The organism is Phytoactinopolyspora alkaliphila (assembly GCF_010550695.1).
In the GTDB taxonomy this organism is placed as follows: domain Bacteria; phylum Actinomycetota; class Actinomycetes; order Jiangellales; family Jiangellaceae; genus Phytoactinopolyspora; species Phytoactinopolyspora alkaliphila.
In genome coordinates this window covers 84,271-97,078 of the sequence record NZ_JAAGOB010000007.1, presented here as the reverse complement: position 1 = coordinate 97,078, position 12,808 = coordinate 84,271, and the positions used below count along the sequence as shown (strand labels likewise).

The 12,808-nt window shown below is 66.4% G+C and carries 15 protein-coding genes; 12 read left to right on the top strand and 3 right to left on the bottom strand.

Annotation, left to right across the window (positions count from 1 at the left end; translation table 11 throughout):
• Positions 1-28 precede the first annotated feature (28 nt).
• The 3 genes from G1H11_RS14255 to G1H11_RS14245 are packed head-to-tail and all read left to right on the top strand — an operon-like array spanning position 29 to position 689.
• The gene (locus tag G1H11_RS14255; protein ID WP_163819255.1) at positions 29-325 is read left to right on the top strand and encodes a hypothetical protein; all 297 of its coding nucleotides are present in this window, start codon (positions 29-31) and stop codon (positions 323-325) included.
• Complete coding sequence (locus G1H11_RS14250) at positions 325-528, top strand: hypothetical protein (protein WP_163819254.1); 204 nt, start codon at positions 325-327, stop codon at positions 526-528. The genes G1H11_RS14255 and G1H11_RS14250 overlap by 1 nt, the downstream gene beginning before the upstream one ends.
• Entirely contained in the window at positions 525-689 is a 165-nt protein-coding gene (locus G1H11_RS14245) for a hypothetical protein (RefSeq protein WP_163819253.1), read from the top strand. Before G1H11_RS14250 ends, G1H11_RS14245 begins: the two co-directional genes overlap by 4 nt.
• A 34-nt stretch (positions 690-723) precedes the next feature.
• Here the strand turns inward: G1H11_RS14245 and G1H11_RS14240 are convergent, their stop codons facing one another.
• Together G1H11_RS14240 and G1H11_RS14235 are read right to left on the bottom strand one after the other, a co-directional pair.
• Positions 724-1,236, bottom strand: coding sequence for a hypothetical protein (locus tag G1H11_RS14240; protein ID WP_163819252.1), 513 nt, complete (start codon positions 1,234-1,236; stop codon positions 724-726).
• A gap of 198 nt (positions 1,237-1,434) precedes the next feature.
• Positions 1,435-1,722 (bottom strand): hypothetical protein, encoded by a 288-nt coding sequence (locus G1H11_RS14235; RefSeq protein WP_163819251.1) that lies wholly within the window; start codon positions 1,720-1,722, stop codon positions 1,435-1,437.
• Positions 1,723-1,987: 265 nt separating this feature from the next.
• On the opposite strand from G1H11_RS14235, the gene G1H11_RS14230 reads away from it, so the two are divergent.
• Positions 1,988-3,577 carry a DNA-methyltransferase gene (locus G1H11_RS14230; RefSeq protein ID WP_163819250.1) on the top strand — a complete coding sequence of 530 codons (1,590 nt, stop codon included), beginning with the start codon at positions 1,988-1,990 and terminating at the stop codon, positions 3,575-3,577.
• Between the two features lie 465 nt (positions 3,578-4,042).
• Here G1H11_RS14230 and G1H11_RS14225 read toward each other — a convergent pair whose 3' ends face one another.
• Positions 4,043-4,573, bottom strand: a complete 531-nt coding sequence (locus G1H11_RS14225; protein ID WP_163819249.1) for a hypothetical protein — start codon at positions 4,571-4,573, stop codon at positions 4,043-4,045.
• A gap of 722 nt (positions 4,574-5,295) precedes the next feature.
• Here G1H11_RS14225 and G1H11_RS26540 point away from each other — a divergent pair.
• The 8 genes from G1H11_RS26540 (at position 5,296) to G1H11_RS14185 (ending at position 12,713) form a co-directional block, all read left to right on the top strand.
• Entirely contained in the window at positions 5,296-5,853 is a 558-nt protein-coding gene (locus G1H11_RS26540; protein ID WP_216843758.1) for an HNH endonuclease, read from the top strand.
• 223 nt (positions 5,854-6,076) lie between these two features.
• Complete coding sequence (locus tag G1H11_RS14215) at positions 6,077-6,316, top strand: hypothetical protein (protein WP_163819248.1); 240 nt, start codon at positions 6,077-6,079, stop codon at positions 6,314-6,316.
• The gene (locus G1H11_RS14210; protein ID WP_163819247.1) at positions 6,313-7,113 is read left to right on the top strand and encodes a hypothetical protein; all 801 of its coding nucleotides are present in this window, start codon (positions 6,313-6,315) and stop codon (positions 7,111-7,113) included. The genes G1H11_RS14215 and G1H11_RS14210 overlap by 4 nt, the downstream gene beginning before the upstream one ends.
• A 127-nt stretch (positions 7,114-7,240) precedes the next feature.
• Positions 7,241-7,558, top strand: a complete 318-nt coding sequence (locus G1H11_RS14205; RefSeq protein WP_163819246.1) for a hypothetical protein — start codon at positions 7,241-7,243, stop codon at positions 7,556-7,558.
• A 642-nt stretch (positions 7,559-8,200) separates the two neighbouring features.
• Positions 8,201-8,674, top strand: coding sequence for a phage terminase small subunit (locus G1H11_RS14200; RefSeq protein WP_163819245.1), 474 nt, complete (start codon positions 8,201-8,203; stop codon positions 8,672-8,674).
• Positions 8,674-10,407: a hypothetical protein gene (locus G1H11_RS14195; protein WP_163819244.1), complete on the top strand. Its 1,734-nt coding sequence runs from the start codon at positions 8,674-8,676 to the stop codon at positions 10,405-10,407. Before G1H11_RS14200 ends, G1H11_RS14195 begins: the two co-directional genes overlap by 1 nt.
• 12 nt (positions 10,408-10,419) lie before the next feature.
• Positions 10,420-11,916, top strand: a complete 1,497-nt coding sequence (locus G1H11_RS14190) for a phage portal protein (RefSeq protein WP_163819243.1) — start codon at positions 10,420-10,422, stop codon at positions 11,914-11,916.
• A complete protein-coding gene (locus G1H11_RS14185) occupies positions 11,916-12,713 on the top strand; it encodes a hypothetical protein (protein ID WP_163819242.1) in 798 nt (265 codons plus the stop codon). The genes G1H11_RS14190 and G1H11_RS14185 overlap by 1 nt, the downstream gene beginning before the upstream one ends.
• The last annotated feature ends 95 nt before the right edge of the window (positions 12,714-12,808 follow it).

The window sequence follows — 12,808 nt, the reverse complement described above, 5'->3', positions numbered from 1 at the left end:
GCCTCCTCACCGGCCAGGACGGCACCCCGTGACCGCCCTAACACCGGAACAAGAAGAACAGCTACGCGACATGGCCGAGGCGCTGGTCCCGTTCGCGGCCGAGCTGGTGGGCTGCGTCCACGACTACGGCCGCGCCGAGATCGAGGCGGTCATCTACCGCCATCTCGGCCTGTCACCCGCCATGGGTGACGAGGTTCAGACAGCGATCGCCGCCATGGTGGTCCTCGCCGCGATGGTCAACCCAGACCGCAGCGCTGACGAGCTGCTGACGTGGACCCTTGTCGACCCGCGGATGCTGCCACTCACACCTGCCCGGGCGGCGTGATGGCCGACGACAACATGACCCGCGACCGTGACGGCGACCTTTACCCGGACACCGACGACCACGTGTGCAAGGACGGCTGGCTCGGTGAGGACCACGACGGCCGACCGGCCCCGTGCCCGCGGTGCCGCCCACATCTGCACCGCCGCACCGCACCGGGCGGACCCACCTACCTGACCACACGCAACAACCGGAGGACACCGTGACCGCGGCCCACGTCACCGTCACCGTCGAGCACCCCGCGGGCGGCATGACTGTCACAGTCGCGCTCCACCCCGGCACAACCGTGTCCGAAGCACTCGACCTGGCCCGCGCACGCGTGGCCGCGGCCTACGTCATCCACCACACACAGGAGCCGACAGCATGACCGAGCGACAGCCCCTCGACCGGGCGAACCTGAATTACCCCACTTGGGCCCTAGTGTCCTTCGCCTTGGGCGTCAAGCCGCTCGGCGGCTGTGGAACGGTCGCCAGCCGGAGCCTGAAACGCCACCGCTTGTTAAGCCACGTCGTTAGGAGCACCGCGAGGTTACTTGGCGGCTCAACGTTTCGGTCCCAAACCGCCTCCGCTATCGGCAACATCCGCATTCGGATCTCAGCTCGCAGGCGATGGTCCCACCAGCTTGTACACGCCATCACCCGGCCGCTCAGTCGGGCGAGTTCGTGGAATCTCAGGAGCTCCTCGGAGCTATACCCCTTACTTTCACCCTTGTCGTTCTTCGTCCGCCAGATCACGATCAGAAGCGTCGTCATTGATCGAAGCTCCTCGACAGCGAGCGCGAGGTCGTCACGCCGCTTGGCGGCACGACTCAGCCAAAACCCGAGACAAACAGCACCGGCCGCTCCCACCACGCCCACGGCTCCGTTTAAGAGAACGGCCCATGTGATTTCTCCCACCTCAACCCCCAAGAACATTCCCGGAGGCTACCGCCACCGCATCCGGGGTGTCTACGGCGATGGAGGTGGCGTGTGATGCCGGCGGGGCACACTGTTGATCACTGGTGCGCCGACGAGGACGGCCTCGCCGACTTCATCGTGCGAGGCCGTCGGTGCTTCACCATCCACGCCCTCGACGGGGGTGGTGAGTGATGGCTCAACCACCGGATACAACGGCTATGTCCACGGCGGCCGCTTCGCCCAGTACAGGCCATCCGGCGTGAAGTCCAAGACGTATAGGCCATCGGGTGGTGACTTGGTGTCCAGGTATAGGTCGGCTAGTTGCGTGCCGGTCACGACCACTTCGCTTCGGGTCCAGTCGGCAAGGCGTTCCAAGATCTGGTCCTGGTTGACGCCCTGGCGCGACGACCTTGCCTCGTCCTGCTCGTCAAACAGTGCCTTGATGACGCGGAGCAGTTGCCTCTGCCGCTCGCTCGGCTCGTGTGCTGGGGTCTCGGGATCCATGACTGGACGCTACCGCCGCCATCGTGCGCAGGGAAGAGTCGACGATGCCTGACCCCCGGTGCGACTTCTCCGACCTCCCCACCGCCTCATGCGCCCACTGCACCGGCCGAACCGGGGAGGCGTCTACGAACGACGATGCCCGCGTGGTTGCGGTGTTCGTGGCGCGGTTCGAAGGCCGGTGTGGCTGGTGCGAGGGCGCTATCCACGCGGACGAGCGTGCCGGGCGTGACGACAAGGGGGACTACGTCTGTCAGGAGTGCCTGCCATGACCGACCCCTACTACACCGACGACCGCGTGACCCTGCACCACGGGGACGTCCTCGAGGTGCTTGCCGAGCTGCCCGACGCCAGCGCTGACGCCGTCGTCACCGACCCGCCCTATGGCATCGGATTCATGGGCCACCAGTGGGACCAACCCGGCGACTTCGGACCGCTCAGCGCTGCACACGGGGGCAGCAACGTGTCATACGGCGGTGCGCCACACCCAGCGATGGAAGCCGGCCGCTACGACCGGTCATCGTTGGCGAATCAACGCTTCCAGCAGTGGTGCCACGCGTGGGCGCTCGAGTGCCTCCGCATACTCAAGCCCGGCGGTCACCTGGTCTCGTTCGGCGGCTCCCGCACCTGGCACCGGCTCGCCGCCGCGGTTGAGGACGCCGGCTTCGAGATCCGCGACTCTGTCGCGTGGCTGTACGGCAGCGGGTTCCCCAAGTCGCTGAACGTCAGCAAGGCGATCGACAAGCGGCCAGGTGTCATACGGCATGCGGAGTTCGCTGCGCACCTTGCAGAGCGGAGGGCGGCCGCGGGCCTATCGCGAGCCGACGTGTCAGAGCGGGTCGTCGGTGCCCGGACAGGCGCCTGCTGGAACTGGGAGCATCACCAGTTCCCCGAGGCGAAGTGGTGGCCGGCATTGCGCGACCTGCTCGACATGGACGACGAGAAGTGGGGATCGGTCATCGCTGAGGCCGAGCGCGAGAAGGTCGGCACCCGGACTGCGGGTCGTCTGGCTGTCGCACCGGGCCAGGGTGCAGACCGGAGGGCCGTTGACCTGGAGATTACGAAGCACTCCACCGACGCCGCCCGCAAGTGGCAGGGATGGGGCACCGCGCTCAAGCCTGGATTCGAGCCGATCGTCGTCGGACGCAAGCCTCTCGCCGGCACCGTCGCAGCGAACGTCCTCGAGCACGGCACCGGCGCGCTGAACATCGACGCCTGCCGGATTGGTGATGCATCCACGAGGCGCAGGAACACCGCCGAGTTGGGCTATCACGGCGGGAACATTTCTGATGACTACGTCACGGGGTCGGATTCCGGCCGCTGGCCGACGAACGTAGTCCTCGAGGAGGGCCTGGCGGCTGAACTCGACGAGCAAACCGGCGAACTCACGAGCGGCGCCAACCCCACCCGTCGCGGGTCCGACAAGTTCCGCGACGCCTACGGGGACTTCAAGGGCCAGGAGGAATGCACGCCCGCCCGTGGCGCCGGCAGCGGCGGGGCATCCCGTTTCTTCCCCGTGTTCCGGTACGAGGCCAAGGCCGACGCCGGCGAACGGCCCCGCGTCAACGGCGTAGCGCACCCGACGGTCAAACCGCTCGACCTGATGCGGTGGCTCGTCCGCCTCGTCACACCACCCGGCGGCACGGTCCTCGAGCCGTTCGCCGGCTCCGGAACCACCGTCGAAGCCGCCCTCCTCGAAGGCTTCCACTGCATCGCCATCGAACGCGAAACCAAGTACCTGCCGCTCATCGAAGCCCGCATCGCCCGACGCCGCGACCCCCGCCGCGCGCTCGAACTCGCCGGCGAAGACATGGGCCTACTCGGCCTCATCACCGACCAGGACGGAGACGCCGCGTGAGCCTGAACAGCGACGTGATGCCTCCTCCGGACGAGGATTCGGGTTGTTGCATTGGCGCGGCGGTCACGGGTGCGTGTACGTGCTGGGTTGAGGTCCTCAACAGTGAGCCGGAGCCAGCCAGGGAGGGCCCGTCGGCGGTGCGTGCTGAGTCGTGTCATGACTGCGCGTACCGGGCCGACTCTCCGGAGCGTGCCGCGTGTGAGCCGCCGGAATTCTCTGCCGATGAGCCGTTCTACTGCCACGACGGCATGCCGGCGGTGGTGCGTTGGGCGCACCCGTCTGGCGCATCCCGTGACGCACCTCCGGGCGCGTACAGCCCCGTGCTTCGCGGTTCTCGCCCGTTCCAGGTCGATGGCACCCCGGCCATGTTGTGCGCCGGTTGGGCAGCCATGAACCGCATCCCCCGCCTTCCCAAACGGAGGCCCCGATGACGTGTGGCAACAGGGCCGGACATGCGTGCCTGAATCACGAGCGGTTGTGGAAAGAAGGTGCCTCATTGCTTCCATCTTGCGCGATGGCGATTATCTCTTGCGTCGTCATTCGACCGTTTCTTAACGCCTTAGAATCGGCGAACCAGAGAAAGCCGAGCTCTCCGTATGCGGCCACCGCAGAAGCATCGGACGTGTCATTCGACCACATGTCGAACAGCTCCATCAAGAGCACGTCGAGCTTTGGCGCGACACGTTTGCAACGCGCTCGGCAAGTAATTATGGCGTGTGTCATATCCCAGACTAGAGCCGAGATTTCCTCTTCGGGGATCTCTGCGCCGCCCTCATTCTTCGACCACAACCGAGGGGTGAGGGTAATAGACACCTCAATAAGCTTGCCCATTGCGTCGTCGAGCAGCTCGCTGTTGCGAGTTTCACGTTCTTTCCTCGCAGCAAACCAGACGCCAACGAGCGTCGCGAGTCCGCCGATTAGTGCGCCCAGCCCCCCGCTTAGAAGGATCGCCGTCCAGTCATTCTCGACGAGAATCTCAACCTGTTGCATCCGCATGACGGGAACTGTACAGGCAGGGTGCGCATGAGCATTCATTTGATTGAGCGTGCCGCGCTGATCGACTTGCCGCCGTCGACCAAGTTGGTCCTGATGGCGTTCGCTGACTCAGCGGACAAGCACACGCGTGTGGCGATGCCGGGCCTGGAGAACGTTCAACGGTGGGCCGGTGTCGGGAAGTCCAGAACGTTGGAGATCGTCGCCGGGCTGGTCGACGCGGGCTTGTTGGTGAAGGTGTCTGCGGGCTATCGCGGCCGGCGCGCTGAGTACGTTGTGATGCCGGGCGGGTGCTGCGCCGAGCACGGCCCGCTCGACAGCCACGAGGAAGGGTCCGCCCCACTGGACCCAATCGGTGGCGAGAAAGCGTCCGGCACACCGGACCCAATACCCGAGAAAGGGTCCGGTAAGGGTCCGGCCCAGCGGACCCCTTCCCTAACTCCAAAAGCTTTCCCCCCCCAACCCCCCGCTGACGCGGTGGGCGACTGCCCCCGCCACGGCTTCACCTCAGCGCCGAACTGCCGCGGCTGCGGCACAACGACCCGCCAAGCCGCAGAACGTGAGCGACTCCGCCGAGCTGCGGCCCGCCGTGCACGTGACCGCGCTGCCCTCGACGAGTTCCGCCGCGGCCGTGACCGCGCGGTCGCCACGGAGGACCGACCTCCCGACGTCGAGGCCGCTCTCGCCGCTGCCCGCCAGAAGATCCGAGCCGCCCGGAGGACCGCGTGAAACGCCGCAAGCCGCTGCAACGCCAAACCCCGCTGAAGCGGTCGACACCGATGTCGCGTTCCGGGGAACTCACCAGCGGGCTGCCGATCCGCCAGGTACCGATCCGGAAGCCCCGGCCCCGCTACACGGGCCCAACCCAGAGCACCCGGGACCAGGTCCTCGAGCGTGACGGCGGCTGCCTACGCTGCCACAGCATCGACGCGCTGCAGGTCCATCACCGCATCGCACGCGGCATGGGCGGCTCCTCCGACGCCAGCTTGAACCGCCCAGCGAATCTCGTCACGCTCTGCGAAGCCTGCCACCGTCACGTCGAGGAACACCCAGAATGGGCGTACCGGGCGGGGTGGAAGATCCGAGGCCGCAACGTCAACCCCGCCAGCGTGCCCATCGCGACGTTTTACGGCTGGGTCGTCCTCTGCGACGACGGCCGAATCGAGCAGGCACTGGCATACCTCGACGCCTCACCGACCGAGGACCTCGCAGACCTGACCAGCATCCAGGACCGGATCAACGAGACGCTCCTGAACGAGGCCATCGCACGGTGGTTCGGATGAGCGCGTCGGATCTTCGCCTGTCCACCTGCCCCGACTGCGGCAAGGTCCGCTATGGATCTCGGCGCGACGCCCGACAGGCCGCGAAGCAACAACCGTGGGCTGGCCGGCTCAACGCGTACCGGTGCGGGCAGTTCTGGCACCTCGGCCATCTCCCACGAGCTGTACGCAGAGGCAGCGCCACCCGTGACACCATCACCAACCGCCGAGCAGAGGACACCCACCGATGAGTGCAGAGACCGCCCGAGCGCTTGAGGAAGCTCTGCGCGCTCACGTCGCTGACGAGGATGACGGGAGCTTCGTTACGGGATGGATCATCATTGCTGCCGCCGCGATGCCGGAGGACGGCGACGCCACCAGCTACAGCTACATCACGCCCGAGATGCAGCCTGTGCACGCATCCATGGGGCTACTCGCCATGGCACAGCGGTGGTTCAACCGATGCGACAACCAGGAGGACGAGTGAATCAGCAGATGTGCGCGGCGGGGTGTGGCCGGCCAACGAGCGGTTCGGCGCTGTGCCACACGAAGGAGCGCAGCTGTGAGGAGCGCATGGTCCGTGAGGTCGCTGAGCTTCCCTCGATCGGGGACGACCTCGACCTGGCCAGGACTCGGCAGGCCGTCTTGGGATCCGGCGGTCGAAGCAGCGAGACACCCGTGCCGTGGGACGACCGTGTAGCCCGAGTACAGGCCGCGTTCGTTGGGGCGATGTGGACCTGGACGATGGCGATCTGGGACCACGTCGAGCCGCTCCCCACGGGCGGTCTTCCCGGCATCGGACGGTGGATGCATGCCCGCATCAACCGGCTCCTGGACCACCCCGACGTTGGCGAGTTCGCGAACACACTGCATCGCCACACGCGCCGTGCGCTGAAAGTCATCGACCGACCAGCAGAGGGCTTGTTTGCAGGGATCTGCTCGGCACGAACCCCGAAAGGAGAGTGCCCAGAGTGGCTCTACGCACTGCCCGGCAAGTCCATCGTCACGTGCCGTGTGTGCGGCGCCCACTACGACGTAGCGTGGCGACGCGAGATACTGCGCCAGCACGCCGAGAACACCCTCATGACAGCCGCCGAGATCGCCCGCGCCGTGACGTGGCTGGATACCCAGGTCCGAGCCGACCGGGTACGACAGTGGGCGTCTCGTGGCCGGCTCATCCGCCGCGGCTCCGACGAGCAAGGCCGACCCACCTACAGGTTGGGTGACGTCCTCGACCTGGCCGCGGCTGAGGAGCAGCGACGCAACAAGGCGAAGGCGTCATGACCTGGTCGCGTGTCGAGTTGCACCCCCATGGGCTGGGCTGTCACACTGTGAACTGTCATCCTCGCAAGAGGTGGCATGAAGCCCCGCCAACGCAGCGGGGCTTACGCATGTCCGAGGTGGTGATCCCGTGGATCTGACTGACGCCACCCAGCAGGCCGTCATCGACGCGTACAACGCCGTCCCCGCAGACATCCGCATCGCGGACGCCCTGACGATGCCGTGGGGCGGGGAACGAAACCTCGCGTTACGCAAGGCGCTCGGGATCCCTCTGGAAAGCGACGAGATCTGCATGGTCAACCACGGTGATGTCGCCCAGGTGGTGGTGTTCACCCGCAGGCGTGGCCGGCAGATCACCGCCGCACTCCAGGCGGGGATGCCTGACGGGTGGCTGGCCTACCTCACCCGCCGCGCTGATGGGGCGTGGCTAGTGACCGCCCACCCGTAGGCACATACCGGCCCACCCATGCCCGCCCGACGCCCCCGCCCATGCGCCCACCTACCCGGGGACCATGGGGACCCTGACCGGTGCCCGGAACTCACCTCGGACCGTTCCGGGCTGTGCAGCCGTCACCTGGCAGCCCAACGTAAACGGGTCGACGGCGCGCGACCTAGCCCCGCCAGGCGGGGGTATGGCACCGCCCACCGGGAGGCCCGGGACCGTGATCTCGCTGACGGTCGCACATGTGCTGAGCCGGGATGCGTTGTGACCACAGGTCTGCACCGTGAGCACATCGACGGTGATGCCACCAACAACCACCCGTCGAACATTCAGTTCCTTTGTCAGAAACATCATTCGCGAAAGACGCTCAAGAACGACGTTCAACGCGACAGCAACGGACGCATACTGCCGAAATGGCGCAGTGGTCCAACGCTCTGACCAGAGCAAACGTGAACCTCGAGACGCTTGAAGCTCACCGAAGCCGACACGTTTCCGCAGGTCAGAGGGGTGGGGTACCACCCCTGAAGCGAACGCCCAGAGACCGTAGCGGGCAGGGCTTCTGCCGGTGTACGGGTTCCGATTTCCCCAAATGATCATGGCTGGCCCTGGCGGCTGGCCCTCCCCGCTGACTGCCCCTGGAGGGTAGCGATGCCTGGACCCGAGTATTCCGCGAACCGGCGCCGAAGGAACGTGCCGGTCAAGATTGCCGAGCGGACCCACCTGCCCGAGGACGGCCGAGACGGACCCGTTCCGCCGCTGCGCATGGGCCCGAAACGGCGACCGCTCGGCATTACCCGCGACCTGTGGAAATCCTGGTGGCGATCCCCCCAGGCCACACAGTGGCACGAAGACACTGCCGTGTGGGAGCTGTCGCGGCTCGCGGCGATGTACGACGACTACTTCCGCGGCCGTCTGTCAGTTCGTGATCAGGTCGAGATGCGCCAGCTCGCCGGCCAGTTCGGTCTGACAGCCAAAGGCATGGCCGAGCTGAAGTGGGTGATCGGTGTGCCCGGGGACGAACCGAACGAGGCCGAGTCGTCCACCCAGGCGCAACCGGAGGAGGTGCCGGACGAGGTCGCCGCACGTCGGCGAGCGGCTTTCGCTGCCGCATCTGGTGACTGATGGCGCCGATCGTCTCCCTCGGCGTCGGTGTTATCGACTGGATCGAGCACTACCTTGTGCATGGGCCGGGCGATGTCCAAGGCCAGCCGATCGACATCTGGGTCGACACCGAGCGCGCCGCGGTCGTCCTGGACATGTACCGGCTGCGACCGCGTCCCCGGTGCGTGGACTGCCACACGGTCCAGCCGGCCGAACAGCTCGATGATGAAGCGGCACCGTGGCGGTGCTGGAAATGCCGGGCGTTCCTGCGGGTCCGACGCGCCTACAACGAGTATCTGCTGTCACGGCGCAAAGGCTGGTCGAAATCCGGCCTCGCCGGTCAGGTAGGGACAGCCGAAGCCCTCGGCGAGGTTCGCTTCGACGGGTGGCGCGCCGACGGCAGCCCCGCTGCTCGGCCGATCCGGTACCCGTTCATCCGGTGTCTTGCCACCGAGGAGAACCAGGCTGGGCAGACATTCCGGGGCATGGCCTACGCCCTGCACCCGGAAACCAGCACCGCGGTGCTCCGGCGCGCATTCCCGAATATCGACGCCGGGCGAGACTGGCAGACCGCGACGAGGGTGTACCTGCCTGATGGCGGCGAGATCCGCTACTCGACCGCGTCGAGCGCTTCGAAGGACGGCGGCAAAGAAACTCACGTCATCGCCGACGAGACGCACCTGTACGTGCTCCCCGAGCTGATCGGCATGTACAAGACGGTCCACCGCAACGCGTTCAAACGTCAGGACGCCGAGCCGTGGATTCACCAAACCACCACGATGTACCGGCTCGGGCAGAACTCGGTCGCTGAGACCACGTTCGAGTCGGCCGAAAAGGGCGCCCCAGGCCTGCGGGTGAACCATCGGCAGTCGTCGAAGTCGCTGGAATCGTCCAAGGACGTCGACGAGGTCATCCAGCTGCTCGCCGAGGCGTCCGGTGGTGCGGCGCAGTTCCTCGACCTCGAGAACGAGGCCGAGGCGATCATCGCCGGCCGCTACGAGGAACCAGACCGCTACGCCGGGAACCGCCCGTCGCAGCACGCGGACGACTGGGCCGAGATCGAGACATGGCGGGAACGCTCACGGCGCGCCGAGGATGGGCACCTGCCACGCCCGCCGGCGGGCACACGGATCACGATCGGGTTCGACGGCTCCCACGGCACCTCGGACCACCGGATCCCGGACTCGACCGTGCTGCGTGGCTGCGTCCTTGAAGAGGGTCCCTGGTCCGGGTTCTGTTTCACGCTTGGCATCTGGGAGGCCGACGGCGACCCCGATTGGGAACCACCGTGGGAAGAGGTCGACGCCGCCGTCGACGCCGCGTTCGCCGAGTTTGACGTGTGGCGCAGCTACAACGACCCGGCGTACTGGCGTGACTGGCTCCGAGGATGGATGGCGCGCCACGGCGACGACCGGGTCCACGAGTGGGAGACCAACCGCGACCGGCAGATGGCCGCGGCGCTGCAGTCGCTTCATCAGGCCATCCACACTCCCGCCGGTGACTACAGCCACGACGGCGACGAGCGCATCGAGGCGCACTACCGCAACGCCCGCAAACGGGTGAAGAAGGCGCGAGTGCTCGACGACGACCCCGAAGGACAGAAAGAGCTCGTCCTCGTCCGTAAGGAAGCTCCCCGGTCAGCTAAGAAGATCGACGGTGTTGTGGGAGACGCGTTGGCCTGGTGGGCACGCCTGGACGGTATAGCGGCCGGCGCACACAAGGTGCGGCGCGTGACGAAGGCCTACGGCTTCTGAGGGAGGTCAACCGTGGACGACCTCAACCGTGGCCCCAGTGGGGCGGCTGATCTCCCCAACGATGCGGAGGTCCTGACCCCGGAGTGGTGGATCTCCCGCCTTGAAAGCCAGATCGAGGACGACATCCCCACCATGGACCTGTGGTGGCGGTACTTTGTCGGTGACCACCCATTCCCGGGGATGCCGGAGAAGATCCGCCAACGGGTGTGGAACTCGTACAAGGCCGTCCTCGAGCGGTCCAACGCGAACTTTATGGGTTCCGTCATCGACGCCGTCGCCGAGCGGTGCCGCCCAATCGGGTTCCGGCTTGGCGCGGACAGTGACTTCAAAGCCGACCTGGACTCGTGGAAGATCTGGCAATCGTCCAACATGGACGCCGACGCGCCGCTGGCGATCGAGACAGCGTTCGCGAAGGGCCGAGCGTTCATGTCGATCTGGCGGCACGAAGGTGACAAGTATCCAACCATCGCCGCCGAGGATCCCGGCCAATGCATCGTCGAGAACGAGCCGGGATCGCGGCACCGCCGCGCCGCGGCGTTGAAGATGTACGTCGACGAGTGGACCGGCAACGACTGTGGGGACCTGTTCCTGCCGGGCTGGCTGCTGCCGTTCAAGCGCCCGTCCGGTAGTTCTCAGTGGCAGCGAGACGGTGATCCGATCCGCAACCCCGGCGGGTACAAGGGCATCCCGATCGTGCCGTTGGAGAACCGTCCCCGGCTGACGCGGGCGAAGCTGAAAACCAGGAAATACCTGCTTTGGGGTGGTGACTCCGACCTCGCCGACGTCACCAGCATCCAGGACCGGATCAACGAGACCATCCTCAATCAGGTCATTGCGCAGTGGTTCGCAGCGTTCAAGCAGCGCTACGCCACCGGCCTCGTGGTCGAGGAAGAACCGGTCAGAGACGCCAACGGCGAGATCATGATGGGATCGGACGGTAAGCCGCTGATGCGGCCGGTGGAGCCGTTCGACGCGTGGCTGGACCGGCTGTGGACCGTCGATAGTGACAAGGTCAAGTTCGGCGAGTTCGGCGAAACCGACCTCACCGGTTACCTGAAAAGCCGCGAGCGTGACCTGCAGGACCTGTCCACGATTAAGCGGATTCCGCGGCACTACCTGTTCCAGGAGGGCCAGTCGCCATCAGGTGATGCGATCAAGTCCGCTGAGACAGGTCTGGTCGCCGTGGTCCGACGCAAACACCTCACGTTGGGTGATCCGCTGGAGGAAACCAACCGGATCGCGCGGATCATGGCCGGAGACGGCGAAGCCGCAGCCGACAGCGAGATGGTGTGGGCAGATCCAGAGTTCCAAACCTACGGGCAGCTCGTCGACGGCGTCATCAAGGAGTTCGACGGTGGGCTGATCACGTGGGAGGAAGCGCGGGAGAAGCTCGGATACACGCCGCAGCAGACCGCCCGCGCGAAGGGGCAACGCAACCTCGAATCGCTGCTGCGGACGGTGGAGGACGAGGACCCCGAAGGTGAGCCCCAGCTCGATCGGGCCGCCTGATGGTCAATGCTCTCACCCGCCGCCACGAGACTCGCCAGCGTCAGCTACGACGTGAAGCCGACCGGCAGATTCGGATCCTGTGGGACGAACTGGCCGGACCAACCGACCAAGACGCCCAGTCGTTCATCGGCGCCGCTGTAGGCGTTGACCTTGCAGCCCGGGCGCAGGCCGTGTCGATGCTCGACGCGTACCTGGCGCAGCTCGTTACCCTGCAAACCCGTGAAGCTGTCGAGATCCTCGGACTGACCCCGGGTGTGATCCGTGGCGGTGTCCCCGACACCGACGTGTGGATGCGGTCGTTCGTGCAAGCCCGCACCGCTCGGTCCAGAGGAGCTGAGTGGGCCGGGGCGCTACGGCAAGGCCGAGACCGGGCACGGCAAACCATCGCGACCAACGTGCAGCTTGCGCTGCAACTCGGGGGCCGCGAGTCGATGAGCCGGCGCACGGGCGTGGTGGGGTATCGCAGGGTCCTCGGGCCAGGCAAGAACTGCGACCTGTGCATCGTGGCCTCCACCCAGCGGTACCACCGCGGCGAGCTGATGCCGATCCATCCCGGCTGTGGATGCACCGTCGAGACCATCACCGGAACCCGAGACCCGGGCCAGGTCATCGACTCGCAACGCGAGTTCCACTTCGATGACGAGTTCAGCGACGACGTCACACGGCGCGCGGTGGAACGCCTCGGTATCGAGATCACAGACCTGCCGATCGTCGACATCGTGCACCACGGCGAACTCGGACCCGTGCTGTGGCGGCACGGCGAACACTTCACCAGCCTGGACGATATCGCCGCCTGACCCTCAGACGGGTGCGTGGGCCACCGTCATATCTCAGCCGGAGGAGGACGTCCGGCAGCCCACACCTTCGTATCCAACGCCCCAGGCGGGCGCAC

Coding starts and splice junctions, on each gene's coding strand:
- G1H11_RS14225 (WP_163819249.1), bottom strand. CDS start 4,573: ATGCGGATGCAACAGGTTGAGATTCTCGTCGAGAATGACTGGACGGCG.
- G1H11_RS14185 (WP_163819242.1), top strand. CDS start 11,916: ATGGTCAATGCTCTCACCCGCCGCCACGAGACTCGCCAGCGTCAGCTA.
- G1H11_RS14195 (WP_163819244.1), top strand. CDS start 8,674: ATGGCGCCGATCGTCTCCCTCGGCGTCGGTGTTATCGACTGGATCGAG.
- G1H11_RS14235 (WP_163819251.1), bottom strand. CDS start 1,722: ATGGATCCCGAGACCCCAGCACACGAGCCGAGCGAGCGGCAGAGGCAA.
- G1H11_RS14200 (WP_163819245.1), top strand. CDS start 8,201: ATGCCTGGACCCGAGTATTCCGCGAACCGGCGCCGAAGGAACGTGCCG.
- G1H11_RS14250 (WP_163819254.1), top strand. CDS start 325: ATGGCCGACGACAACATGACCCGCGACCGTGACGGCGACCTTTACCCG.
- G1H11_RS14240 (WP_163819252.1), bottom strand. CDS start 1,236: ATGTTCTTGGGGGTTGAGGTGGGAGAAATCACATGGGCCGTTCTCTTA.
- G1H11_RS14215 (WP_163819248.1), top strand. CDS start 6,077: ATGAGTGCAGAGACCGCCCGAGCGCTTGAGGAAGCTCTGCGCGCTCAC.
- G1H11_RS14230 (WP_163819250.1), top strand. CDS start 1,988: ATGACCGACCCCTACTACACCGACGACCGCGTGACCCTGCACCACGGG.